The sequence below is a fragment of the Paeniglutamicibacter sp. ZC-3 genome (assembly GCF_025847175.2).
Lineage (GTDB): Bacteria > Actinomycetota > Actinomycetes > Actinomycetales > Micrococcaceae > Paeniglutamicibacter > Paeniglutamicibacter sulfureus.
Map to the genome: position 1 here is coordinate 340,487 of NZ_JAOYTG010000001.1, position 24,262 is coordinate 364,748.

Consider the following 24,262-nt stretch of genomic DNA (forward strand, 5'->3'; position numbering starts at 1 on the left):
TCACTTCTGCGGCCCGGATCCGCGACGCGTTGTCACCGCCCCCCCACTCGCTGTTGCTAGGCGCGCGGCTTTGGCGTGGCTGCCTCGACGAAGGTGGCGCGCGGGGTTTCGAGGTTGCTCAGCTGCAGGGTGTCGCGCTGGAAGAACAGTGCCACCATCCAATCACCCAGGACGCGGAACTTGCGCTCGAAGGTCGGCATGGCCATGCCGTGGTAGCCACGGTGTGCCATCCATGCCGGCCAGCCCTTGAGCTTGATGCCCATGACCTTGGCGACGCCCTTGTTGGCACCGAACCCGGCAACCGCGCCGAGGTTCTTGTGCTTGTAGTTCTTGACCTGGCCCACGCCGTAGCGGGTGGAGTACAGGTTGTGTGCCAGCAACTTGGCTTGGCGAACGGCGTGCTGGGCGTTGGGCACGCAGGTGCCGTCTGGCAGTCCACCGGTTACGTCGGGCACGGCCGAGACGTCACCCGCGGCCCAGGCGCCCTCGATGGCGATTCCGTCTTCACCGGTGATGCGCAGGTCGGTGCCGGTCATGACACGGCCGCGGGGCTCGATCGGGAAGTCGGTGGAGCGCACCATCGGGTTGGCCATGACGCCTGCGGTCCAGATCAGCGTGTCGGTCTCGAAGGTCCCGGCGTCGGACTTGTCCGGCATGTTGATCAGCGCCATGACACCTTCTTCGGCGTTGGCCAGCGAGGTGTTCAGCAGGACCTCAATGCCGCGGCTGCGCAGGTGGTCGACAACCCACAGCGCCTGGTCCTCGGTGACCTCGGGCATGATGCGGCCCATCGCCTCGACCAGCACGAAGCGCAGCTCGTCCTTGCCGATGCGGCCGTTCAGGTCCGCGGCGTGGCGGGCCATGTCCTCGATCTCGGCGATGGTCTCAATGCCGGCGAAGCCGCCACCGACCACAACAAAGGTCAAGGCGCGCTTGCGCTGAGTGGCGTTGGTCATCAGCGATGCGGATTCGATGCGCTCGAGGATCTTGTTGCGCAGGGCGACGGCTTCCTCGATGGACTTCAGGCCGATGCCGGAATCGGCAAGGCCCGGGATCGGGAAGGTGCGGGTGACGGCACCGGCGGCCAAGACGACGTCGCGGTACTCGAGCTCGAACGGCTCACCAACAGCCGGCACGACGACGGCCTTGTTGTTCTTGTGGTCAATGGCCGAGACACGGCCGGTGATCAGTTCGGCGTGCTTGAGGTGCTGGCGGTGCGAGACCACGGCATGGCGCGGTTCGATCTGGCCGCCGGCAACCTCGGGAAGGAAGGGCTGGTAGGTCATGTAGGGAAGCGGGTCCACCACGGTGACGATGCCGCCATGGTCCTTGACCTTCTTCTGCAGCTTCATTGCGACGTAAAGTCCAACGTAGCCGCCACCCACGACAAGGATGCGCGGGCGATCGGAAAATTGTTCAGTGATAGGCATGTAACCCATCCTATCCCCAGAAACGCTGTTTGTGAAAGTCTTCACTAGCTCGAAACGGGTGGCAATTGCCACTTTTCCCGGGAGTTGCTAGACGTCCCTGCCCGACTCCGGGAGCTCATCGAAAATATCCTTGGCCCCCGAGCGGTCATTGAGTTTCAGCGCCGCAACGGGTGCGCTCTTGGCCGATTCCGCCATTGCCGCGCGGTTCCGGATGCGGGTGACGTGCATGATCCCGCCCAGTATCGTGAGCACCAGCAAACCGCCGAAGCCAAGCACCAACAACGGGGGCAAGAAGCCGGCCTCGTCACCCGGAGCCACCGGAGCAGGTGCGGCAATGGGCTTGATGCTGGATTTCTCCGTGGAGATGCCGGGGTCCGCGGTGGGCCCGGTGAGGACCTCGGGGCCGCGGCGGTGCACCCGGATCCATTCGGTGATGGTGTTCATGGGGTTGGCCTTGACCTCGGAAACCGGTGCCGTGAGCGCCGCGTAAGCATCGAGGATGCCATGTCCGTACAGGTTGTCGACGCCAGGCGGCCCAGCGGGGCGCGCGGTGGACAGGATCCGGTTGATGACCTGTGGCGCCTTCATCTCCGGGTACTTGGAGCGGATCATTGCCGCGACGCCGGCAACCAGCGGCGCTGCGCCGGAAGTGCCCGACCAGTCGGCATATCCGCCGCCGGGCAGTCCACCCACCAGCGGGTCCGCGGGTGCGGCAACACCGATGCTGATGCCCTCTGTCGAGGAATCGACGCTTGCCTTGCCGTTGCGGTCGATTCCTGCCACCGTGAGCACGCCGGGGATTGTTGCCGGTGCCCCGACCTGCTTCATGCCGCCGGCACGGTTGCCGGCCGCCGCGACCACGACCACGTCGTTGTCCTCCGCGTACTTGAACGCGGTGTCCCAGCTGACCGGCCAGTCCGGCTGGGTGGAGCCCAGGGAGATGTTGATGACCGAGGCGCCGCTGTCCACCGCCCACTTCACGGCCGCGGGAACCTGGTCCTCCACGGAGATCCCCGCGGGGTTTTCGGTGCCCATCCACAACGACACCGAGAGCACCTCGGCCTCCGGTGCGACTCCCAGCACGCCGTCGGGCCCGGGACCCGGCTTCGGGATCTCGATCGCCTCCGGTGCCTTGGGCGGATCCTCCTTGGCCTCCTTCGCCGACTTGACTGCCCTGTCATAGGCGATCTTCTGGGCCGCCGCATCGGCCTTGGCCGCGGCGATCGCCGCCTTGTTGTTTCCGCGGCCGGCCAGCAGCGTTGCCACGAGGGTGCCGTGCTCGGGCAGGGTTCCCAGCGGCTTCGAACCGTCCGGATTTCCGGAACCGGAAACGTCCTTGCCGCCGGTCACCACGCCGCGCAAATCCGGGTGGCTGGTGTCAATGCCGGTGTCAATGACGGCGACCTTGACCCCCGCGCCCTTGGAAACCTCCCAGGCATTGGAAATGCCGGAGGCCTTGAGCCACCATTCCCCGTCGCGGGCCGCATCGGCCTGTGCGGCCCCGGCGGTGCCCAACACCGCGGAGAAGCAGAGTGCCAGGCTCAGGAGCATGGCGGCGGCGCGGCGCGGTCTGTGGCTCAAGTGTTCTCCTAGCGTGGTGCGTTCAGGGGGGTCCGGCGGTGGTTCTCAGTGGCCGGTGCCAAGCCCCAGGGCAATTCCGTCAAGAATATCGTGTTCAGAGGCCGTGGCGGTGGTGATCCGTCCCGAGCTCGCCTGCGCGACGCGTTCCAGGATGCATCCGTAGATGAGTGCCCCCGCGGCAATGACGTCCACCCGACCCGGGTGCATGAACCCAAGTGAAGCGCGGGTTTCCCGTTCAGCCTCGAGCATGAACGCGACGGTGGATTCGAGTTTGTCGATGTCGACCTCGGCACCGTGGATGAGTGTCGAGTCATATTTGTCCAGGCCCAGCGCGGCGGCGGTGAGCGTGGTGATGGTTCCGGCGACGCCCACGATCCGGTCCACCAGCGAAAAGTCGACGTCTAGTTGGACCTCGTCGAGCACCGCGTTGACCTGGGCGCGGGCAGCTGCGATTGATTCGGCTGTCGGCTTTTCCAGGCGCCAGAACCGCTCGGTCAGCCTGACGCAACCCATGTCCATGCTGCGCGAGGCCACCGGGCCAAGCCCGTTGCCCAGGACGAACTCGGTGGATCCCCCACCCAGGTCAACGACCAGGATGTGGGTTCCGGGGGCTGCCGGTGCCACGGAGGAGGCACCGGCATAGGACAGCGCAGCCTCGACCTCGCCGGGCACGACCTCCGGGTCGACGCCCAGTCGCTGACGCACGCCGTCGGCAAATTCGTTCCTGTTCTTCGCATCCCGCGTCGCGGAGGTGGCAACGAAGCGGATCGAGGTGGCCCCGTGTTCGCGGATCAGCTGCGCGTATTCGTCGATGGCGGCGAAGGTGCGCGTCAGTGCCTCTGGCGCAAATTCGCCGGTGGCGTCGACGTCTTGGCCCAGGCGCACCACGCGCATCTGGCGCAGCACGTCGGTGAGCGACGGGCCATTGGGGGTTTCCACCAGGTCGGCAATGAGCAGGCGGATGGAGTTGGTTCCGCAGTCGATGGCGGCGACGCGTGTCATGCTCCCGGGGCTTCCTTCGTGTCGGCGGAACCATCGTTTGCGGCGGCCTCGCGGGCGGCACGGGCGGCTGCGCGTTCGGCCTTCTTGATGGCCGGGTCCACGGCCTGGGTCTTCACGTGCCGCGAGCGGTCCTGGCTCGGCGCCGGGGCCTGCGTGTCCCAGGCTCCGGCGCAACGGCAGGTGTCCTTGGTCCACCATTCGGCGATGGCTTCCAGTGCCCTGTCCCCCAGCGGGTTCACGCCCGGGCCGGCGGCCAGCGAGTGGCCGACCAGCACGTGCAGGCACTTGACGCGGGTGGGCATGCCGCCGGCGGAGACGCCGGCGATTTCCGGCACCGCGCCGGTCCCGGAGCGCTCGCCAATGGCGTCGCGCACGGCAAGGTAGTGTTCGTGGGCCTGGACGTAGGCGGCGGCCAGCGCCGGGTCCTGCTCCAGTTCGGCGTTCATCTCATTCATCACGCCGCCGGCCTCGAGGCGCGACACCGCGGCGGTGATCACCGGGTGGGTCAGGTAGTACGTAGTCGGGAACGGGATGCCCGAGGACAGCCGCGGCGCGGTGGTGGCCACCAGCGGGTTCCCGCAGACGCAGCGCGCGCCGATTTCCACGACATCGCGCACCGGGCGGTTCAGTTGGCGGGAAAGCGTCTCCAGGTCTGCGGCGCTGGGCACCCGGGCGGCAGCATCGAGTGCTTCGTGGTTTTGGTTCGCGGCGTCCACGGTTGGGAGCATCTCCTCGCGTCGGTGGGTCAGGTGGTGTGTGTGGAGCAGGCTCAGTCGGTGGCGGCGCGCTGCACCGAGTCAAAGAGTGCATCGACCCAGGGAAGGTCCGTGCGGACTTCCTCGGGGCTTTGGTTGGCCTCGCCGGGAGCTTCTTCGTCGGGCCGTTCGCCGACGACCATGTAGTTGCGTTCGCCGGGCATGACCAAGTTTATCCGGTCCCGGGCCTGCTGCTTGATGTACAGCGGATCGTCCCAGCGGGCGATCTGGTCCTTGAGCGCTTCCTGTTCCGCTTCCATGGCCGCGATCGAGGTGCGCAGGTCCGAAATTTCGTCGCGCTGGCGCGCATAGGTGCCAATGCTGGGGATCAGCAGGACGGCGAACACCGAAAGCGCAATGCTCAGGGCCAACAGGCGGCCCGAAAAGCTGCGCGCCGGAATCGGCACCTTGGGCCCGTCATCGCCCTTGCGCGGGGTTTTGCGTGCTGCCGTTTCACCCTTGCGCACCGCTCCGGAAAGGAGATTCCGGTCTTCGATGCGCCGCTGCGAGGCGGTGGCCTTGGACGTGGGCTTGGGCTTCGCGCTGCCGCTGGCGTTCGCCTTGGACTTGGGTGAGGCCTTGGAAGGCGAAGCCTTTGCTGTGCTTGCCTTGGAGGCGGCAGGCTTTGGCTTGGCGGTGCCGGGCACGGGCTTGCCCGAGGCGTTCACCTCACCCAGCGGCACGACCTTGGGGCGCGGTGCCGCGGGGCGCACAGGTCCGCGCGGGGCCGCGGTGCGGTGTGCCGCGGGAGCGGCTTCGGGCGGGGATTCGCGGTAGGGGCGCGGTCGCTTGGGCGCTTCGTCGGGTGCCTGCGAATCGGCGTCGTGGCGGGAATTCGCTGTGCCATTGCGCGCGGGGTCATTGGCGGAGGACCCGGAGCGTGGCATGGGGGGACGTCGCGTGGCCATCTGACTCCTTGCCCGGTAATGCCGGAGCCCTTTTTAGATGGCCCCGGAAGGTTCGTGGTGGCGAGCTTTCGGGGGTTAACACAAAAACTCGTGGGGGAACCAAGAATAGTTCCCCCACGAGCCTACGTGTAATTACGGCTTGCTATGCACCGAAACGCGGGAAGGCACCGGCACCGGCGTAAACCGCCGCATCGCCGAGTTCTTCCTCAATGCGCAGCAGCTGGTTGTACTTGGCAACGCGCTCCGAGCGGGCCGGGGCACCGGTCTTGATCTGGCCGGCATTGGTGGCAACGCAGATGTCGGCGATCGTGGTGTCTTCGGTCTCACCCGAGCGGTGCGAGGTGATGGTGGTGTAGCCGGCACGCTGGGCCATGGACACCGCGTCCAGGGTCTCGGTCAGCGAACCGATCTGGTTGACCTTCACCAGCAGCGAGTTGGCGGTGGCCGTCTCGATGCCGCGGGACAGGCGCTCCGGGTTGGTGACGAACAGGTCGTCGCCCACCAGCTGGACCTTGTCGCCGATGGCGTCGGTGAGGGTCTTCCAGCCTTCCCAGTCGTCCTCGTCCAGCGGGTCCTCGATGGACACCAGCGGGAAGTCGGCAACCAGCTGGGCGTAGTAGTCGCTCATCTCCTGCGCGGTGATCGACTTGCCCTCGAACTGGTAGGTGCCGTTCTCGAAGAACTCGGAGGAGGCAACGTCCAGCGCCAGGGCAATGTCCGTGCCCGGGGCGTACCCGGCGCGGGTGATGGCCTCGGTGATCAGTTCCAGTGCCGCACGGTTTGACGGCAGGTTCGGGGCGAAGCCGCCCTCGTCGCCCAGGCCGGTGGACAGGCCCTTTTCCTTGAGCACGGACTTGAGGTTGTGGTAGACCTCAACGCCCCAACGCAGGCCCTCGGAGAAGGTTGCGGCGCCGATCGGGGCGATCATGAATTCCTGGATGTCGACATCGGAGTCGGCGTGCGAGCCGCCGTTGAGGATGTTCATCAGCGGAACCGGCAGCACGTGGGCGTTCGGGCCGCCCAGGTACTTGTACAGCGGCAGGTTCGCGGACTCGGCGGCGGCGTTGGCCACTGCCAGCGAGACGCCCAGGATGGCGTTGGCGCCCAGCTTGGACTTGTTGGACGTGCCGTCCAGGTCGATCATCGTCAGGTCGATGGCGCGCTGGTCGGTGGCATCCATGCCCTCGATGGCCTCGCCGATGTCCTCGATGACCGCTGCGACGGCGCCGAGAACACCCTTGCCCTGGTAACGCTTGGGGTCCTCGTCGCGGCGCTCTGCTGCCTCAAAGGCACCTGTGGATGCACCGGAAGGAACTGCTGCGCGGCCCATCGAGCCGTCGGACAGCAAAACCTCAACCTCAACGGTTGGGTTGCCGCGCGAATCGAGGATTTCGCGGGCGTGAATGGCTTCAATCAATGCCATGGGAAGGTACTCCTTCAAGGGGTGTGGATGTTGGTCAAACGTGAACTGCATCATGCAGGCGCCGTTGCCTGCCCCTAGCCTAGCTTGGGCGAGACCCAGTTCACGAAGTTGTTTCCTGCGTTTCGGCCCCGGCCTGCGCAATGCGCTGTTGCACGACGTTGCGCAGGGCCCGTTCGGCGTCGAGCCCTTGGGTCTGGGCCTGGGCGCACAGGGCGAGCAGGTGCTCGCCCAATTCCTGTTCGCTTTCCGGGACGCCGCCTCGCAGCGGTTCCCCCAAGCGGACAGAATCCTGGATGTCCCGCTTCCCCACCGCTACGGGTTCGTCCCGGGTTTCGGTGATCGCGGCGTGGCGGGCGGTGCGGGAGAGAAATGACTGGGCGTAGAGCAGCGCCGGCAGGTTGGAGGGCAGGCCCGCGGCGGCCGATTCGTTCAGCGGCTTTTCCGCCCGCTTCGCGCGGTCCCACGAGTCGATGATCTCGGCAATCGACTCCGGAAAACTGTCCTTGAGGCTGCCGTCGGGGTTGAAGACGTGGGTGTTGCGGCGGATCATCTTGGCGCCCAGGTAGGCCGCGACCGAGTCCAGGTCGAAGGCCCGTCGTTCCTCCCCGATGGCCGCATGAAGGACTACCTGAAGAAGGATGTCGCCAAGCTCGGCCTCGAGTTCGGCATCCGGTGCGTGGGTCTCGATGGCCTCGGTGAGTTCGTAGGACTCCTCGAGCAGGTATTGGACCAGCGACTCGTGGGTCAGCGCCGCGGTCCAGGCGCAGTGCTCGCGAAGTTGGGAAATGATCTCGACGAGACGGTCGACCTGCTCACTCACTGCTGCTTCTCCCCCTGGTCGGCGAAGGGCCCGGTGCAACCGGTGCCGGCGACGGCACGGTGCGTGTAAGACCCCTGGGCGGCGTTGCCCGCATCCAACGATATCCGAATCCCGGGTACCCCCTTCGCGCGGCAGGAACCGGTGTCGGTCACATCCGCGCCACGAAGGCGAATGTCCGATTGAAGCCTTAAACGCCAAGACCGGTGCATCAATGCTCCAAGACGAGCATTGATGCACCGGCGTTCGGTGGCGGGGTCCGGCCGCTGCCGGACCCCGCGTGGGGTTCTCCCTTAGTCTTCGTCCTCGTCGTCAAGGTCCTCGTACTCGAGGTCATCGTCGTCGTCTTCGTCGTTGAGCGCGTCGTAGGCCTCATTGATGAAGTCGACCAGGGCCTCGCGCTCCTCCAAGGGAAGGAAGGCTGCCTCGGCGGCGTTCAGCGTGAGGTCCATCAGGTCCTCGAGGTCGTAGTCGAAGGCCTCGACGAGCAGTTCGAACTCGTCCGAGAGGGTGGTGCCGCTCATCAGCCGGTTGTCCGGGGAGATGGTGACGTTGAAGCCGGTCTGGATCAGCAGGTCCACCGGGTGGGACTCGATGCCCTCGCCAAATGCTGCGGTGGCGCCGGTCTGCAGGTTGGAGGACGGGCAGATTTCCAGGGCAATGCCACGGTCGCGCACCCAGTTGGCCACCGGGCCCAGGTTCACCAGGCCGGTGTCCTCACCGACTTCCTCGCCGTCGTCGTCGAGTCCGCCGTACTGGATCTCGATGTCCTCGGCAATGCGCACGCCGTGGCCCAGACGCTGTGCACGTCCGGTGATCAGTGCGTCGCGGATGGATTCCAGGCCCGCTGCCTCTCCTGCATGCACGGTGGCGGGGAAGAAGTTTTCGGCCAACAGGTCGAACGCCTTCTTCATCCGCGAGGGCGGGAAGCCTTCCTCGGCACCGGCGATGTCGAAGCCGACGACGCCGCGGCTGCGGTGGCGCAGTGCGAGTTCGGCGATTTCGACGCCGCGGTCGGCGTGGCGCATGGCGGTGAGAATCTGGCCGACCTGGATCGGGGTGCCTGCCTCGGTCAGCCGGGTGCTGGCATCCTCGATTCCCGCCTGCACGGCCTCGACGGCGTCGTCCAGGGACAGGCCCTCGCGCTGGTGCTGTTCGGGTGCCCAGCGCACCTCGCCGTAGACCACGCCGTCGGCGACGAGGTCCTCGACGAATTCGATGGCCACGCGCTTGAGCGCGTCCTTGGTCTGCATCACGGCAATGGTGTGGTCAAAGGTTTCCAGGTAGCGATCCAGCGAACCGGAGTCGGCCGAGGCCCGGAACCAGGCTCCGAGCTCCTCTGCGTTGGTGGAGGGAAGCGCGTGGCCGGCCTCTGCCGCCAGCTCGATGATGGTTTGCGGACGCAAGCCCCCGTCGAGGTGGTCGTGCAGCGATACCTTGGGCAGGGCCCGGAAGTCGAAGGAAGGGTCATAGGCAATGTGGATCATCTCGTCAGTCACCTGCCCAGCCTAGCGGTGTGCCGCAGGTTCCAACAGTGGGTGCAGGTGACGTGGGGGCAAATGTTCACCCAACGCTTCCAAGGAGTTCTAGTTGCCGTCCGACGCCATTGGTTCGGGCTCCGGTTCCTGCCCGGGAACGCGCACCGGACGGGGCGCATCGATGGCGATTGCCTGGGCATTGGCACCGCGCTTTTGACGTTCGGAAATGCGGCGCCCGGTCCGCACCAGGATGGCGTGGGAGAGCTTGTCGATCAGGTAGCCCATGACGATGGCCAGGGCGACAGAGAGGACGATCCCCAGCAGCTGGTTGTCGTGGAACCAGGCACCGGCAACCACGCCGATGGCCACCGAATAGCTGGACCAGGTCAAACACCCGGCGACATCCAGCACGGTGAAGCGCCGGTGCGAGAAGCCGGTCGCTCCGGAACTGAGGTTCACCACCACCCTGCCAATGGGAACGTAGCGGGCGGTGAAGATCAGCATGGCCCCGCGCATGTTCAGTTCGCGGCGGGCAAAGGCAAAGAGCTTCTGCATGCGCGGGCGCCTCATCCAGCTGAACCGCTCGGTGCCGATGCGCCTGCCCAGCAGGTAGGCCATCTGGTCCCCGGTGATCGCCCCCACTGCCCCGGCAAGGATCAACAGGTAGACGTTGGGGATTCCGGTGCCTGCAGCCACGACGCCCAGGGCGACGAGCAGCGTCTCCGAGGGAAGGATGGGCAGGAAGCCGTCGATGAAGCAGAAGAGGCAAACGATCGGCAGGATCCACCACGCGTTTGCCGCGTGAACGATGGCCTCGTTGATCAGGTCCACTGGGAAACCGTCTTTCATTTGCATTGGCGGCGCACCGCTGGAAACCCCAAGGCGCGGCAACTCGTGGCCCCAAGAACCACTTGGCTCCCATTCTCCCGCATTTCACCGGCCACGTGAATCATTCCCCGGGTTGAATACTGGGTTCCGCGCATCGTCCGTTCGGACCATGCGCCCCCGGGACGGGGACGCCTCAGGAAGCGGTGATCCTGTCGATGACCAGTGCCATGTCCGGACGGCTTCCGGCCGGTGCGATGGTTGCCGCTCCCTCGAGCAGGGCGCGGGCGCGCTCGAAGCGTTCGGGGGTGTCGGTGAGCATGGTGGCCAGCGGGGCACCCCGGCGCACGAGGTCGCCTGGCTTGGCATGCAGGCGCACGCCGGCTCCGGCCTGCACCGGGTCCTGGCGGCGGGCCCGTCCGGCGCCCAGGCGCCAGGCGGCAACTCCCACATCCATCGCGTCGAGTGAGGTGAGGAAGCCGTCTGCTTGCGCGTAGAGGGTCTCCGACTCCTTCGCCACCGGCAACGGCGCGTCGTTGTCCCCGCCCTGCGCGGCGATCATGGCGCGCCACTTGTCCATCGCCCTGCCGTCCTTCAGCGCAGCCGCGACATCCACGTCGCGGACACCCGCCCCGGCAAGCATCTCGGTGGCGAGCGCGAGGGTCAGCTCCACCACGTCGGCGGGCCCGCCCCCGGAGAGCACCTCGATGGATTCCTCGACCTCGATCGCATTGCCGGCGGTGAGCCCCAGCGGGGTGTCCATGTTGGTCAGCAGCGCCACGGTGTGCACCCCGGCGTCGGTGCCCAGGTTCACCATGGTGGCGGCAAGTTCCCGGGCGTCGGCGAGGTTCTTCATGAACGCTCCGGATCCCACCTTCACGTCCAGCACCAGCGCCCCTGTGCCCTCGGCGATCTTCTTGCTCATGATCGAGGAGGCAATCAGCGGGATCGACTCGACGGTGCCGGTGACGTCACGCAGCGCGTAGAGCTTCTTGTCCGCCGGGGCCAGGGAAGCGCCGGCGGCGCAGATCACCGCGCCGATCTCCGAGAGCTGGCGCATCATGGCCTCGTTGTCCAGCTCGGCCCGCCACCCGGAAATCGCCTCGAGCTTGTCCAGGGTGCCGCCGGTGTGCCCCAGCCCGCGGCCCGAGAGTTGCGGGACGGCAACGCCGAAAACGGCTACGAGCGGTGCCAGCGGCAGGGTGATCTTGTCCCCCACCCCGCCGGTGGAGTGCTTATCCGTGGTGGCCATCGCCAGTCCGGCGGGGGTGCGGAGCGTGGAGAAGTCCATGCGCTGCCCCGAGTTGATCATCGCGGTGGTCCAGCGGGAGATCTCCGCCCTGTCCATGCCGTTGAGCAGGATCGCCATGTTCAGCGCCGCCATCTGTTCCTCGGCGATCACCCCGCGGGTGTAGGCGTCGATGGTCCAGTCGATCTGCTCCCCGGACAGGGTGCCGCGGTCGCGCTTAATGCGGATGATGTCAACGGCGTCAAAGTTCTCGGTGCTCATCTGTCTTCCTTGATCCGGACGCCGGCCCCGCGGGTGCGGGGTTCGCGGCCTAGAGGTTGTGCTTGCCGAAAGCGTCCGGCAGCACCTGGTCCATGGTCTGGATGCCGCGCGGGGTCATCAACTGCATCCGCTCCCCGCTGTGCTCGAAGAGCAGCTGCCGGCAGCGCCCGCAGGGCATCAGCGGGGTGCCGGAGGCATCCACGCAGTAGAAGGCATGCAGCTTGCCGCCGCCGGTGGCAAAGAGTTCGCCGACCATATTGCATTCGGCGCACAAGGTGACCCCGTAGGCGGCGTTTTCCACGTTGCAGCCCGAGACGATGCGCCCGTCCTCGGTCAGCGCCGCGGCGCCGACCTTGAAGTTCGAGTACGGCGCGTAGGCCCGTTCCATGGCGGCGACGGCGGCCAGCCGCAGGGCCTCCCAATCGGCCTGGCCCACCACGGGCAGGGCAGCGGGGGAATCAATCATCGTTTCCCCCCTCCCTAGCCCTTCACGTAGGGCTGGCCGGTGGCAGCCGGTGCCCGTGACTTGCCGACCAGGCCGGCCACGGCAAAGACCGTGACCACGTAGGGCAGCATCGCCATGAACTGGCTGGGCACCGGGGTGCCGATGATGGTGAGGATCGACTGCAGATTGTCGGCGAAGCCGAAGAGCAGTGCGGCGAAGAAGGCCCCGATGGGGTTCCAGCGTCCGAAGATCACCGCGGCCAGGGCGATGAAGCCGCGCCCGCCGGAGATTTCCTTGGTGAAGGAGTCGATGGCCACCAGCGTGAAGAAGGAACCGCCGATGCCGGCGATCGCCCCGCCCATGATCACGTTGACGAAACGCGTGGCGTTGACCTTGATGCCCAGGGTGTCTGCGGCCTTGGGGTGTTCGCCCACGGCGCGCACGCGCAGCCCCCAGCGGGTCTTGAAGAGCCCGATCCACACCGCCGCCACGGCGATGTACATCAGGTAGCCCACGATGGACTGGCGGAAAAGGATCGGGCCGATGATCGGGATGGCCGAGAGCACGGGGATCTCGATGACCGTCAGGCGGCCCGGGGAGTTGTAGAGTTCCGGGTCGGTCTGCATCACGGTGGTGAACAGGAACCCGGTAATGCCCGAGACCAGCACATTGAGCACCACGCCGACGATGATCTGATTGACCACGTACTTGATGGAGAAGATGGCCAGCACCACCGAGACCAGGGCGCCTGCCACCGCTGCGGCGAGCAGGCCGAGCAAGGGGCTGCCCGTCACCGAGGCGATGATCGCGGCGCTGAAGGCGCCGCCGAGCAGCTGGCCCTCGATGGCGATGTTGACCACGCCGGCGCGCTCACACAGGACCCCGGAAAGCGAACCGAAGACCAATGGCACCGCCAGGGTCACCGACCCTGCAATCAGCCCGGCCAGGGAGATCTGCGGGGTGCGGGCGCCGGAGACGACCCAGACCAGGAACGCGAAGATGAACAGCGCCGCGAAGACCATGGGCACCCAGCCCGGGGTGGGTCGGTGCTCGCGCGTCATGAAGATCGAGTACCCGGCCAGCACGCACATGGCCAGGCCCAGCACGATTCCGGTGGCAATGCCAGGGACCACCACGTTTGGCAGGGTGAACACGTCGCCGCCGGTGGAGATCCCGAAGGTGGCGGTTTGCGCGGAGCCGCCGAAGCCGAAGAACACCAGTGAGAGTAGTCCGATGACCGAGAGCATGATGGGGGTCTTCCAGCCCACCGGCGCATGCACCAGGGACTTGGCGGACAGGGTTGGGGCCGGCGCGCTCATGCGCCACCTCCTTGGCTGGCAGGTGCAGCGGGCGCTGGCGCCTCGTGCCTGGGTTTCTTCGGTGTCTGGTGCTTCGACTTGCGGTTCAGCCCGAACATGGCGCGAACCAGGGGCGGTGCGGCAATGAAGAGCACGATCAGCGACTGGACCACCAGGACGATGTCGATGGGGGTCCCGGTGGAAATCTGCATGGTCACCGCCCCGGCACGGAAGGCGCCGAAGAGCAGGCCGGCAAAGAAGGTGCCCCACGGGGTGGAGCGCCCCAGCAGCGCCACCGTGATCGCGTCAAAGCCCAGGGATGCGGCGATGCCGGCGGTGAGCACCTTTTCGGTGCCCGCCACCTGGGCCACGCCCGCGGCCCCGGCCAGGGCACCGGCGATGGCCATCACCAGGATGGTGGAACGCGCGACGTTGACCCCGGCGGTGCGAGCGGCAGCGGCATTGGCTCCCACGGCGCGGAACTCGAAGCCGATGGTGGAGCGCTTCAGGATCCAGGCAACCAGGACTGTCAAGGCGATGGCCATGACGAAGCCCAGGTGCAGGCGGGATCCGGGCAGCGCCGGGAAGACGGCGCTGGGATCCAGGATGGGGGAAATCGGGTTGGTCTCCCCCGGGCGCTGGAAGGCCTCGGTGTTCAGCAGGAAGTCAAGGAAGTACAGGGCCACGTAGTTGAACATGATCGTGAGGATCACTTCGTGGGCACCGGTGCGTGCCTTGAGCAGGCCCACCAGACCGCCCCAGACCGCTCCGCCGAGGATGCCCATGAGGATCACCAACAGCAGGTGCAGGCCGAAGGGCAGGTGCCAGGCAAAACCTGCATAGGAGGCCATGACGGAACCAATGATGATCTGGCCCTGGGCACCGATGTTGAACAGCCCGGCGCGGAACGCCAAGGCAACGCCCAGGCCGGCGCAGATCAGCGGGGTGGAAACCGTGAGGGTTTCCAGGAAGGGAGCAAAGCCCTGGCGCGAATTGTAGATCGAGCCCTGGAAGAGCGAGACGTAGGAGTCGGTTCCCGCCGCCCACAACGCCTGGAAAAAGTCCGAGGGACGCGAGAAGAGGTAGCCGGCGGTGGTGGCGACCTTGGGGTCGGTAACGGCAATCAGCAGCCCGCCGAGCACCAGTGCCACGATGACCGCCAGGATCGAGACGAGGCCCGGGCCCTGGGTGATTCGCTCCCAGGTGCTGCGCTGCTTCTCTTCGGTGGTTTTGGCGTGCAGCGGTGGAGGGCTGCCGGGGGAAAGTTCGCTCTGGCTCACGCGAAGTCTCCTTCCATGTCGTCGGGGGAATCCTTGTGGGCGCTTTCGGCTTCGGTCGGCGAGACGCCGGCCATCATCAGGCCCAGGACATCTCGCGGGGTGTCCGCATCCACGATGCCGATGAGCCTGCCCTTGTAGATCACGGCGATGCGGTCGGCGAGCTGGAGCACCTCGTCGAGTTCGGTGGACACGATCATCACCGGGGTGCCGCCGTCGCGTTCGGCAAGGATGCGCCGGTGCAGGAATTCGATGGAGCCCACGTCGACACCGCGGGTGGGCTGGGAGGCGATGAAAAGACGCAGCGGGCGGGAGAGCTCGCGGGCCATCACGACCTTTTGCTGGTTGCCGCCCGAGAGGGAGGAAGCCAGGTTCTCGGCCGATGGGGTGCGCACATCGAACTCGGCGACCCGGGACGCCGCATTCTTCGCGACCTGGGCCGGGCGCATCGAGATGCCCTTAGCGAAGGGTGCCTTGTCGTAGAGGTCCAGGACCAGGTTTTCGGCAATGCTGAAATCCGAAACCAACCCATCGGCGGTGCGGTCCTCGGGAACGAAGCCGATGCCCGCGCCCAGGACCTGCTTGACGCTGCGACCCAGCAGTTCCTTGCCCTCCAGGGTGATGGAGCCGGAGACCCGGTCCTGGATGCCAAGGATCGCCTCGGTGAGTTCGGTTTGTCCGTTGCCCTGGACCCCGGCGATGGCCAGAATCTCGCCGCGGCGGATCTCGAAGCTCAGGTCATCGACCACGTGTTGGCCGGTGATGGAGGTGACGGTGAGGTTCTTGACCTTGAAGGTCGCCTCGCCCGGGTTGGCCGGGTCCTTGTCCATGGTGAGCTTGACCTCGCGGCCGACCATCATCGAGGCCAGCTCGGTGGTCTCGGCATCCGGTGCGGCATCGCCCACGACGCGGCCGCGGCGGATCACGGTGATGACGTCCGAGACGGCCTTGACCTCGCGCAGCTTGTGCGAGATGAAGACGATGGAGGTGCCGTTGGCCTTGAGCTGGCGCATGATGTCCAGCAGCTCGTCCGTTTCCTGCGGGGTCAGCACGGCCGTGGGCTCGTCGAGGATCAGCACCTCGGCGTTGCGCACCAGGGCCTTGATGATCTCCACGCGCTGCTGCACGCCCACCGGCAGGTCCTCGACCAGCGCGTCGGGGTCGACGTGGAATCCGTATTTGTCGGAAATTTCCCGGATCTTTTTCCGGGTGACCTCCAGGTCAAGGAAGCCGCCGCCCTTGGTGGACTCTGCCCCCAGGGCGACGTTTTCGGCCACGGTGAAGACAGGGACCAGCATGAAGTGCTGGTGCACCATGCCGATGCCCGCGGCCATGGCATCGCCGGGGCCGCGGAAGGTCACCGGTTTGCCGTCCACCAGGATGCGTCCGGCCGTCGGTTCGTAGAGGCCGTAGAGCACGTTCATCAACGTCGACTTGCCGGCACCGTTTTCGCCGAGCAGGCAGTGGATCTGCCCTTCGTCGACGACGAGGTCGATGTCCTCGTTGGCGTAGAACGATCCAAAAGCCTTTGAAATTCCTTGGAGTTCGAGTTTCACGACACCACCATTCTTGCTTGTCAGATAGCGGTGGTGGCCCCAATGGGGCCATCCCTCCGCATTGCCCGTGCCAGCTGGTTCCAAGACTATGCAGGCCAACGGCGCACCGCCAGCCCCCACTGCCACCTCCACGTGTTGCGGGAGGTGCAAGGGGGCAGGCAGCGCGCCGTGTGGTGCGGTGTCCGGAACCCGCCGGATATGCGGGGTGCTAGGCCTTCGGGCTGGCCTGCGATTCGACCTTGATCGAACCGTCGATGATTCCGGCCTTCAGGGCCTCGAGCTCGGCCTTGGTCTCGGCGGAGACCTCGGAGTCGAAGTCGTGGAACGGAGCCAGCGCGACGCCGGTGTTCTCCAGGGTGCCCACGTATGCCTCAGAATCGAAGGTGCCGGCCTGGTCCTCGGTGATGACCTGCTCCACCGCGGTGTCCATGGTCTTGATGACCGAGGTCAGCATGATGTCCTTGTAGTCCGGTGCGGTGAGGTAGCCGTCGGAGTCGACCCACACCAGCAGGGCGTCCTTGCCCGCTGCGTTGGCTTCCTTCACGGCCGCACCGGCGCCCTTGCCGACCGGGCCTGCCACGGGCATGACGATGTCGGCGCCCTGGTCGAGGAAGTTCTTGGTGACCTGCTTGCCCTTGTCCTGCTTCTCGAAGTCGCCGGTGAAGGTGCCGTCCTGCTTGTCCTTGTCCCAGCCCAGCAGCTTCACGTTCTCGTTCTTGTCGGCGTTGAACTTGTCGACGCCGTCGGCAAATCCGTCCATGAAGATGGTCACGGTCGGGATCTTGATGCCGCCGAAGGTGGCGACGGTTCCGGTCTTGGACTGGGCCGCAGCCACGTAGCCGGCCAGGTAGGCAGCCTGGGCCGTGTCGTAAATAATCGGCTTCACGTTTTCGATCGGCTCGTCGTAGGCGAAGTCGACGATGGCGAAGTGCTTGTCGGGGTTGGCCTCGGCAGCTGCCTTGGTGGCATCGCCGAGCAGGAAGCCAACCGTGATGGTGAGGTTGCAGCCCGCCCCCATCATGCCGTTGAGGTTGGTGGCGAAGTCGGAGTTGGCCTTGGACTCGGCGGTCTTCGGCGTGAAGCCCAGCGTCTCAGCGGCCTTGCTCAGGCCGCGGAAGGAAGATTCGTTGAAGGACTGGTCGTCGAATCCGCCGGAGTCGGAAACGATGCAGCCCAGGTAGTCCGATGACGCGTCCGGGCCGCCGTTGCCTTCCTCGGGGGCAGCGCCACAGGCCGTCAGGACGAGTGCAGAAATGCCGAGCACGGCAGCAGCCATACCGGTCTTGCGCTTGATGTTGCGCATAGGGAGTTCCTCCATATAGTTACGAGCTACAAGTACCGTGGCCCGGATTCCCGGGGGCTACCCGGCAAAGAATCCATGCCCACGATTGGTGGGGCACTGCCGCCGGCAACTTGCCGCGCCGGCATGAATCCACTGCTTCCCACGACGACCCGGGCCCCCCACGATTGTGGGGCAGGACGCGTTCGGAAGGAACGGCTTCACAACCACATAGCCTAACCTGTAAAACGCTTGACGCATTATGGAAGAAGGTTACAACCAGATAACGCTACGGATCGGACCTACTCCTCGGTAGCCAACCGCAGCTGTTCGATGGCCCGGAGGGCTGCCGAGGCCATGACCGTCACGCCCACCTCGATGGCTGATTCGTCGGGAATGTAGTCCCCGCGGTGCAGGTCGTAGTTTTCCCCGCCCCGGGTTCGCGTGCCCAGGCGCATCATGGCGCCGGGCACCTTGCTGGTCATCCAGGCGAAGTCCTCCCCTCCCATGGATTGCGGGGTGAGCACGATGGATCCGGAACCGAACTCGGCGCGCGCCGAATCCTCAATGAGGTCGGTCTCCTCTTCGGTGTTGATCACCGGGGGGACGCCGCGGATGTGCTCGAGCTTGACCTCGACTCCGTAGGGGCTTGCCACCTGGCGCACCACTTCGTCCAGCAGGTCCCCGGCGCCCTTCCAGGCTTCCCCGTCGAGGCAGCGCATGGTTCCGGCCAAATAGCCGGTGGCAGGGATCGCGTTGGGAGCGCTGCCGGCATGGATTTGGCCCCAGACCACGGAGACCGCGCTGCGCACGTCGATGCGCCGGCCCAGGACAGCCGGCACGTTCGTGGCGATCTGGCTCATCGCGAAGACCAGGTCCTCGGTCAGGTGCGGGCGGGAGGTGTGCCCGCCGCGGCCGACGAGTTCGATCTTGATGGTGTCGGACGCGCTGGTGATCGCGCCGATTCGGGTGCCGATCTTTCCGGCGTCGATGCGCGGCTCGCAGTGCAAGGCCACGATGCGCGGGACGTCGTCCAAGACGCCGGCGGCAATAACGTTCAGTGCGCCGCCTGGCATCTTTTCCTCGGCGGGCTGGAAGATCACGCGGATCCTCGCGCCCAGCGGCGACTGGTCGTCGATGGCCTTGAGCACTTTGGCAACCCCGAGCATCACGGTGGTGTGGATGTCGTGGCCGCAGGCATGCGCAACCCCGTCCACCACCGAGGCGTAGTCCAGGCCCGTTTCCTCCAGGATCGGCAGCGCATCGATGTCAGCGCGCAGCGCCAGGGCGATGGGCCCCTCGCCGATGTCTACGTAGGCGCCGGTGTCCTCCAGCGCGACAGGGGCCAAGCCCACCTCGCGCAGCCGGGTGAGGATCCGTTCGGTCGTCTTGTATTCCACGAACGAGAGCTCCGGATTCGCATGGACCTCTCGACGGAATGCCACCAGCTCGCCAACCATGGGCTTCACCCAGGGCTTGACGGAGGGGATCTTCAGGTCTTCATTCATACTCGTGCGCACCTTACCGACAATACGCGCTGGGACCTGAGCTTGCGCTGTTCGCTTCCAATTGTTGCCTCGCTCACTTTCGCCTCCTTTTCAATGCGGACGCTGATGCGCAACCGTTTCCGCCGAATGAAAATGCCCCGCGGCAAACGCTTCTTCAGCACTGCCGCGGGGCATCGGAAGGTGCCGGTGGCTTCCGGCCCCTGCACCTACAGCACGTCGACGGCGCCCTCGGCCTTGAGCTTTTCCACGGTGCCCTTCACCGACTGGGCATGTTCCTTGGTGGTGACCAGCAGCGCGTCGGGAGTGTCCACCACGACCACGTCGTGGATGCCGATCAGGGCAATCACGCGCTTGGAGTCGGTGACCACCACGCCGGTCGCGTTGTCCGAGTACACGCGCGGGTTCGCGCCCACCACGGTGACGCCTGTCTTCTCGCTGGCCGGATTCAGCCGGCCGATGGCGGCAAAGTCTCCGACGTCGTCCCAGTTGAACACTCCGGGAATCACGGCCACGTCCCCGGCCGCGGCGGCAGGCTCGGCCACTGCGTAGTCGATGGCGATCTTGGGGAGCGTTGGCCAGATGCGGTCCATGGTCGCCACGCGATCGCCGGTTTCCCAGGCGGCTGCGATTTCCATGAGGCCGGCGTGCAGCTCCGGCTGGCTGCGCTGCAGGTGCTCGAGCATCAGAGACACCGGGGCCACGAACATTCCTGCGTTCCACAGGTAGCCGCCGTCGGCGAGGTAGCGGCGGGCGGTGTCCTCGTCGGGCTTCTCCACGAACTCGACCACGTCGCGCGCGGTGGGTGCGCCGGAGATGTCCATGCGCTCCCCGGCCCGGATGTAGCCGAAGCCGGTGGACGGCAAGGTCGGACGGATGCCGATGGTGACGATCTTGCCGGTGGCGGCGGTGTGGATCGCCTCGCGCACGGCCTCCTGGAAGACCTCCACCGGGACGATGACCTGGTCCGCGGCGAAGGAACCCATGATGGTCTCCGGGTTGCGCAGGTACAGGATCGCCGCGGCCAGGCCGATGGCTGCCGCGGAGTCCTTGGGATCCGGCTCAAGGACCAGGTTCAGGTCGCCGAGCTCCGGCAATTGCGCCAGCACCGCGGTGCGGTGCGCGCGACCGGTGACCACCATGATGTTGTCGCCCGCCAGCGGGATCAACCGCTCGTAGGTGGCCCGAATCAGTGTTGATCCGGAGCCGGTCAGGTCGTGGAGGAATTTCGGGGCGGCGGCGCGCGAGAGCGGCCACAGACGGGTGCCGACACCACCTGCAGGGATGACCCCGTGGAATCGTGCCATGAGTTCAGCGTTCATCCGACTAAGGCTAATGGATGAACCTCGGGAAAGCGGTGCCGGCCCCCATGAAATACAGCATTGGAATCTAATGTATTTCGCGCATTTCCCGGATGTTTAGCCGATCAGCCCCGTGTTCCGGTGAGGCTACTCACACGGATAGCCGAAAGAATGGGCACCCTTGTCGATGGTGGTCTAAGATCGGGCAAGGAACGCTCGCACCAAGGCGTCAATTTATTGTGTGGAAAATACACATGCGCCCTTGCGAGTCATGGAGGTTAATTCAGTGTCGAAGGCTTCGTCAGGCACCCTCTACCGCGGCCATGAAGGCATGTGGTCTTGGGTGGGGCACCGCGTAACGGGTGTCGTAATATTCTTATTCCTTTTGGTACACGTGCTCGATACGTCCCTGGTCCGGGTCTCCCCCGGCGCCTACGACGCGGTCATGTCCACGTACAAGAACCCGCTGATGGCCCTGGGTGAAACCGCCCTCGTCGCTGCCATCGTCTTCCACGCGTTCAACGGCTTGCGCCTGATCCTGGTCGACTTCTGGAAGTCGGGAACCAAGTACCACCGCCAGATGCTCTGGGGCGTTTTGGCCCTCTGGGTCATCACCATGGTGGCATTCTCCATCCGCCACCTGTCACTCGCCTTTGGAGGTCACTAACCCATGTCGGCAGAAATCGCTGCACCCCGCAGCCAACGCATCGATCCGAAGTACAACCGCGCCCGCAAGTCGCGCGGCAGCTTCGAAATGGTCGCATGGCTTTTCATGCGCCTCTCCGGCGTCGCACTGGTCGTCTTGATCTTCGGACACCTCTTTGCGAACCTCATGGTCGGCGACGGCATCAACGCCATCGACTTCGGCTTCGTGGCCGGCAAGTGGGCCGATCCGGTCTGGCAGTTCTGGGACCTGGCAATGCTCTGGCTGGCCATGCTCCATGGCACCAACGGCGTGCGCACCATCATCAATGACTACGCCGAGAAGCCTGCCACCCGCGTGTGGCTCAAGGGCATCCTCTACGTTGCGACCATTGTCATCGTCGTCATGGGCACCCTGGTGATCTTCACCTTCGATCCCTGCATCGCCGGTAACACCATCGCGGCTTGCCAGTAATCTTCGGCTCCCCGTTCGTTCGCTGAAGCAGAGAATTCAAGAAAAGAGAGCATCAGGTATGCAGGTACACAAGTACGACGTCGTGATCGTCGGAGCAGGCGGCGCAGGCATGCGCGCGGCCATTGAATCCGGCCAGCGCGCACGTACGGCCGTTCTCACCAAGCTTTACCCAACCCGCTCGCACACCGGTGCGGCACAGGGTGGCATGTGTGCGGCCTTGGCCAACGTAGAAGAAGACAACTGGGAATGGCACACCTTTGACACCGTCAAGGGCGGGGACTACCTGGTTGACCAGGACGCAGCCGAGGTCATGGCGAAGGAAGCCATCGACGCTGTGCTCGACCTGGAAAAGATGGGTCTTCCGTTCAACCGAACCCCGGAAGGCAAGATCGACCAGCGCCGCTTCGGCGGCCACACCCGCGACCACGGCAAGGCCGCCGTGCGCCGCGCGTGCTATGCAGCCGACCGCACCGGACACATGATCCTGCAGACGCTGTACCAAAACTGCGTCAAGCACAACGTTGAGTTCTACAACGAGTACTACGTCCTGGACATGCTCATGGTTGAGGAGGATGCCTTCCGCGAGGACGGCACCGCCTACAAGCAGAAGCGCGTTGCAGGCGTGGTTTCCTACGACCTGGCCACCGGCGAACTCCACGTCTTCCAGGCCAAGTCCGTCATCTTCGCCACCGGCGGCGCCGGCAAGGTCTTCAAGACCACCTCGAACGCCCACACCCTGACCGGCGACGGCATGGGCATCGCCTTCCGCAAGGGCATCCCGCTCGAGGACATGGAATTCGTGCAGTTCCACCCGACCGGCCTGGCCGGCCTGGGCATTCTGCTCTCCGAAGCAGCCCGTGGCGAAGGCGCCATCCTGCGAAACTCGGAAGGTGAGCGCTTCATGGAGCGCTACGCCCCCACCATCAAGGACCTCGCACCGCGTGACATCGTCGCCCGGTCGATGGCCAACGAGGTGCGCGAAGGCCGCGGCTGTGGCCCGAACAAGGACTACGTGCTGCTCGACCTGACCCACCTGGAGCCGGCACACATCGATGCCAAGCTCCCGGACATCACCGAGTTCGCCCGCACCTACCTGGGCGTGGAGCCGTACACCGAGCCGGTGCCGGTCTTCCCGACCGCGCACTACGTCATGGGCGGCATCCCTACCAACATCGAAGCCGAGGTCCTCCAGGACAACGACACCGTGATCCCGGGCCTCTTCGCCGCCGGCGAGGTTGCCTGCGTTTCGGTGCACGGATCCAACCGCCTGGGCACCAACTCGCTGCTGGACATCAACGTGTTCGGCAAGCGCGCCGGCATCTCCGCTGCCAAGTACGCCCTGGGCGCCGAGTTCGTTGAGCTTCCAGAGGATCCGGAGGCATTCACTGCCAACCAGATCGATGCCATGATCAACTCCACCGGAACCGAGCGCGTTGCCGTCTTGCGCAAGGAACTGCAGGACATCATGGACGCCAACGTCCAGGTGTTCCGCGACAAGGACTCGATGAACCGTGCACTCGTGGTCATTGAGGAACTGCGCGAGCGCTACAAGAACGTCTCGGTCCAGGACAAGGGCAAGCGATTCAACCTCGACCTGCTTGAGGCCATCGAGCTTGGCTTCCTGCTGGACATGGCCGAGGTCATGACCGCGGCCGCCATGTACCGCAAGGAATCCCGCGGCGGTCACTACCGCGAGGACTTCCCGAACCGCGACGACGAGAACTTCATGAAGCACTCGATGTCCTACCGCGATGCAACGGCCACCACCGAGGGCATTTCCGGCATCCGCATGGAAACCAAGCCCGTCATCTTCACCCGTTACCAGCCGATGGAGCGTAAGTACTAATGAGCACGGAACTTCCGGAACCAGCATCGAAGATTGAGCTGAAGCCAGGTGTTGGCGGCGGCGGAGAAATCCCGCAGTTCAACATCACCTTGCGCGTCCGCCGGTACCTGCCGGAGACCACTGCAGACGCGTACTGGGAAGACTTTGAGCTGACCATGTACGGCACCGACCGCGTGCTGGATGCCCTGCACAAGGTCAAGTGGGACCACGACGGTTCGCTGTCCTTCCGCCGTTCCTGCGCCCACGGCGTCTGCGGCTCCGATGCCATGCGCATCAACGGCCGCAACCGCCTGGCCTGCAAGACCCTGCTCAAGGACCTGGACCACTCCAAGCCGATCACCGTTGAAGCCATCAAGGGCCTGCCCCTTGAAAAGGACCTCATCGTCGACATGGAGCCGTTCTTCCAGTCCTACCGCGAGATCATGCCGTTCCTGATCAACAAGGGCCACGAGCCCTCGGCGGAGCGCTACCAGTCGGCAGAGGACCACGCCAAGTTCGAGGACACCACCAAGTGCATCCTCTGCGCCGCGTGCACCTCTTCCTGCCCGGTCTTCTGGACCGATGGCCAGTACTTCGGCCCGGCGGCAATCGTTAACGCACACCGCTTCATCTTCGACTCGCGCGATGATTCGGGCGACATGCGCTTGGAGATCCTGAACGACAAGGAAGGTGTGTGGCGCTGCCGCACCACCTTCAACTGCACCGAAGCATGCCCGCGCGGCATCCAGGTGACCCAGGCAATCGCCGAGGTCAAGCAGGCCATCCTGGCCCGTTCCATCTAGTTTCCAACTAGGCGCCCGTGTGGCCCGGCATCCCTTCGAGGGGAGGCCGGGCCACACTGCTTTAACGCAGTATCTGGGGGTGGGCGGGCGACGGGACGGCCATCCGCGCAGTCCATTCTCATGCCAT

21 protein-coding genes are annotated in these 24,262 nt (G+C 65.6%); 4 read left to right on the plus strand and 17 right to left on the minus strand.

The features are described from left to right. Positions 1-56: 56 nt before the first annotated feature. From OIU93_RS01500 to OIU93_RS01580, 17 genes are all read right to left on the minus strand, one after another. On the minus strand, positions 57-1,430 hold the full coding sequence (locus OIU93_RS01500; protein WP_264268279.1) for an NAD(P)/FAD-dependent oxidoreductase: 1,374 nt from the start codon (positions 1,428-1,430) through the stop codon (positions 57-59). 87 nt (positions 1,431-1,517) lie between these two features. Continuing rightward, a complete protein-coding gene (locus OIU93_RS01505) occupies positions 1,518-2,981 on the minus strand; it encodes a S8 family serine peptidase (RefSeq protein WP_264268612.1) in 1,464 nt (487 codons plus the stop codon). Positions 2,982-3,056: 75 nt separating this feature from the next. Further along, complete coding sequence (locus tag OIU93_RS01510; RefSeq protein WP_264268280.1) at positions 3,057-4,013, minus strand: Ppx/GppA phosphatase family protein; 957 nt, start codon at positions 4,011-4,013, stop codon at positions 3,057-3,059. After that, positions 4,010-4,729 (minus strand): DUF501 domain-containing protein, encoded by a 720-nt coding sequence (locus OIU93_RS01515; RefSeq protein ID WP_264268281.1) that lies wholly within the window; start codon positions 4,727-4,729, stop codon positions 4,010-4,012. The genes OIU93_RS01510 and OIU93_RS01515 overlap by 4 nt, the downstream gene beginning before the upstream one ends. Positions 4,730-4,782: 53 nt before the next feature. Then, the gene (locus OIU93_RS01520) at positions 4,783-5,676 is read right to left on the minus strand and encodes a septum formation initiator family protein (RefSeq protein ID WP_264268282.1); all 894 of its coding nucleotides are present in this window, start codon (positions 5,674-5,676) and stop codon (positions 4,783-4,785) included. A 142-nt stretch (positions 5,677-5,818) separates the two neighbouring features. Continuing rightward, a complete protein-coding gene (eno, locus tag OIU93_RS01525; protein WP_264268283.1) occupies positions 5,819-7,099 on the minus strand; it encodes a phosphopyruvate hydratase in 1,281 nt (426 codons plus the stop codon). A 100-nt stretch (positions 7,100-7,199) separates the two neighbouring features. Beyond that, positions 7,200-7,919, minus strand: coding sequence for a MazG nucleotide pyrophosphohydrolase domain-containing protein (locus OIU93_RS01530; RefSeq protein WP_264268284.1), 720 nt, complete (start codon positions 7,917-7,919; stop codon positions 7,200-7,202). A 290-nt stretch (positions 7,920-8,209) separates the two neighbouring features. Then, positions 8,210-9,403, minus strand: a complete 1,194-nt coding sequence (locus OIU93_RS01535; RefSeq protein WP_264268613.1) for an adenosine deaminase — start codon at positions 9,401-9,403, stop codon at positions 8,210-8,212. A gap of 99 nt (positions 9,404-9,502) precedes the next feature. After that, positions 9,503-10,225, minus strand: coding sequence for a DedA family protein (locus tag OIU93_RS01540; protein ID WP_264268285.1), 723 nt, complete (start codon positions 10,223-10,225; stop codon positions 9,503-9,505). A 190-nt stretch (positions 10,226-10,415) separates the two neighbouring features. Next, positions 10,416-11,729 (minus strand): thymidine phosphorylase, encoded by a 1,314-nt coding sequence (locus OIU93_RS01545; protein WP_264268286.1) that lies wholly within the window; start codon positions 11,727-11,729, stop codon positions 10,416-10,418. 49 nt (positions 11,730-11,778) lie between these two features. Continuing rightward, positions 11,779-12,195, minus strand: coding sequence for a cytidine deaminase (locus OIU93_RS01550; RefSeq protein ID WP_264268287.1), 417 nt, complete (start codon positions 12,193-12,195; stop codon positions 11,779-11,781). Positions 12,196-12,209: 14 nt separating this feature from the next. After that, positions 12,210-13,493, minus strand: a complete 1,284-nt coding sequence (locus tag OIU93_RS01555; RefSeq protein ID WP_264268288.1) for an ABC transporter permease — start codon at positions 13,491-13,493, stop codon at positions 12,210-12,212. Next, positions 13,490-14,713 (minus strand): ABC transporter permease, encoded by a 1,224-nt coding sequence (locus OIU93_RS01560; protein WP_264268614.1) that lies wholly within the window; start codon positions 14,711-14,713, stop codon positions 13,490-13,492. Before OIU93_RS01560 ends, OIU93_RS01555 begins: the two co-directional genes overlap by 4 nt. A gap of 35 nt (positions 14,714-14,748) precedes the next feature. Beyond that, entirely contained in the window at positions 14,749-16,305 is a 1,557-nt protein-coding gene (locus tag OIU93_RS01565) for an ABC transporter ATP-binding protein (protein ID WP_264268289.1), read from the minus strand. Between the two features lie 208 nt (positions 16,306-16,513). Continuing rightward, positions 16,514-17,608, minus strand: coding sequence for a BMP family protein (locus OIU93_RS01570; RefSeq protein ID WP_264268290.1), 1,095 nt, complete (start codon positions 17,606-17,608; stop codon positions 16,514-16,516). 278 nt (positions 17,609-17,886) lie between these two features. After that, positions 17,887-19,092 (minus strand): amidohydrolase, encoded by a 1,206-nt coding sequence (locus OIU93_RS01575; RefSeq protein WP_264268291.1) that lies wholly within the window; start codon positions 19,090-19,092, stop codon positions 17,887-17,889. 206 nt (positions 19,093-19,298) lie between these two features. Continuing rightward, a complete protein-coding gene (locus OIU93_RS01580) occupies positions 19,299-20,411 on the minus strand; it encodes a mannose-1-phosphate guanylyltransferase (RefSeq protein WP_264268292.1) in 1,113 nt (370 codons plus the stop codon). Positions 20,412-20,661: 250 nt separating this feature from the next. Here OIU93_RS01580 and sdhC point away from each other — a divergent pair, with 250 nt between their 5' ends. The 4 genes from sdhC to OIU93_RS01600 are packed head-to-tail and all read left to right on the plus strand — an operon-like array spanning position 20,662 to position 24,135. Continuing rightward, positions 20,662-21,057, plus strand: coding sequence for a succinate dehydrogenase, cytochrome b556 subunit (gene sdhC, locus OIU93_RS01585; protein WP_217388615.1), 396 nt, complete (start codon positions 20,662-20,664; stop codon positions 21,055-21,057). Positions 21,058-21,060: 3 nt separating this feature from the next. Next, positions 21,061-21,507 (plus strand): succinate dehydrogenase hydrophobic membrane anchor subunit, encoded by a 447-nt coding sequence (locus tag OIU93_RS01590; protein WP_264268293.1) that lies wholly within the window; start codon positions 21,061-21,063, stop codon positions 21,505-21,507. Positions 21,508-21,565: 58 nt separating this feature from the next. Further along, entirely contained in the window at positions 21,566-23,353 is a 1,788-nt protein-coding gene (gene sdhA / locus OIU93_RS01595) for a succinate dehydrogenase flavoprotein subunit (RefSeq protein ID WP_264268294.1), read from the plus strand. Continuing rightward, positions 23,353-24,135, plus strand: coding sequence for a succinate dehydrogenase iron-sulfur subunit (locus tag OIU93_RS01600; RefSeq protein ID WP_264268295.1), 783 nt, complete (start codon positions 23,353-23,355; stop codon positions 24,133-24,135). The genes sdhA and OIU93_RS01600 overlap by 1 nt, the downstream gene beginning before the upstream one ends. Positions 24,136-24,262 lie beyond the last annotated feature (127 nt).

Excerpts from the sequence above, each read along its gene's own strand:
- OIU93_RS01555 (WP_264268288.1), bottom strand. The coding sequence starts at position 13,493 with ATGAGCGCGCCGGCCCCAACCCTGTCCGCCAAGTCCCTGGTGCATGCG.
- OIU93_RS01600 (WP_264268295.1), top strand. The coding sequence starts at position 23,353 with ATGAGCACGGAACTTCCGGAACCAGCATCGAAGATTGAGCTGAAGCCA.
- OIU93_RS01545 (WP_264268286.1), bottom strand. The coding sequence starts at position 11,729 with ATGAGCACCGAGAACTTTGACGCCGTTGACATCATCCGCATTAAGCGC.
- OIU93_RS01500 (WP_264268279.1), bottom strand. The coding sequence starts at position 1,430 with ATGCCTATCACTGAACAATTTTCCGATCGCCCGCGCATCCTTGTCGTG.
- OIU93_RS01535 (WP_264268613.1), bottom strand. The coding sequence starts at position 9,403 with ATGATCCACATTGCCTATGACCCTTCCTTCGACTTCCGGGCCCTGCCC.
- eno (WP_264268283.1), bottom strand. The coding sequence starts at position 7,099 with ATGGCATTGATTGAAGCCATTCACGCCCGCGAAATCCTCGATTCGCGC.
- OIU93_RS01510 (WP_264268280.1), bottom strand. The coding sequence starts at position 4,013 with ATGACACGCGTCGCCGCCATCGACTGCGGAACCAACTCCATCCGCCTG.
- OIU93_RS01550 (WP_264268287.1), bottom strand. The coding sequence starts at position 12,195 with ATGATTGATTCCCCCGCTGCCCTGCCCGTGGTGGGCCAGGCCGATTGG.
- OIU93_RS01575 (WP_264268291.1), bottom strand. The coding sequence starts at position 19,092 with ATGAATGAAGACCTGAAGATCCCCTCCGTCAAGCCCTGGGTGAAGCCC.
- sdhA (WP_264268294.1), top strand. The coding sequence starts at position 21,566 with ATGCAGGTACACAAGTACGACGTCGTGATCGTCGGAGCAGGCGGCGCA.
- OIU93_RS01580 (WP_264268292.1), bottom strand. The coding sequence starts at position 20,411 with ATGAACGCTGAACTCATGGCACGATTCCACGGGGTCATCCCTGCAGGT.
- OIU93_RS01520 (WP_264268282.1), bottom strand. The coding sequence starts at position 5,676 with ATGGCCACGCGACGTCCCCCCATGCCACGCTCCGGGTCCTCCGCCAAT.
- sdhC (WP_217388615.1), top strand. The coding sequence starts at position 20,662 with ATGGAGGTTAATTCAGTGTCGAAGGCTTCGTCAGGCACCCTCTACCGC.
- OIU93_RS01570 (WP_264268290.1), bottom strand. The coding sequence starts at position 17,608 with ATGCGCAACATCAAGCGCAAGACCGGTATGGCTGCTGCCGTGCTCGGC.
- OIU93_RS01505 (WP_264268612.1), bottom strand. The coding sequence starts at position 2,981 with ATGCTCCTGAGCCTGGCACTCTGCTTCTCCGCGGTGTTGGGCACCGCC.
- OIU93_RS01590 (WP_264268293.1), top strand. The coding sequence starts at position 21,061 with ATGTCGGCAGAAATCGCTGCACCCCGCAGCCAACGCATCGATCCGAAG.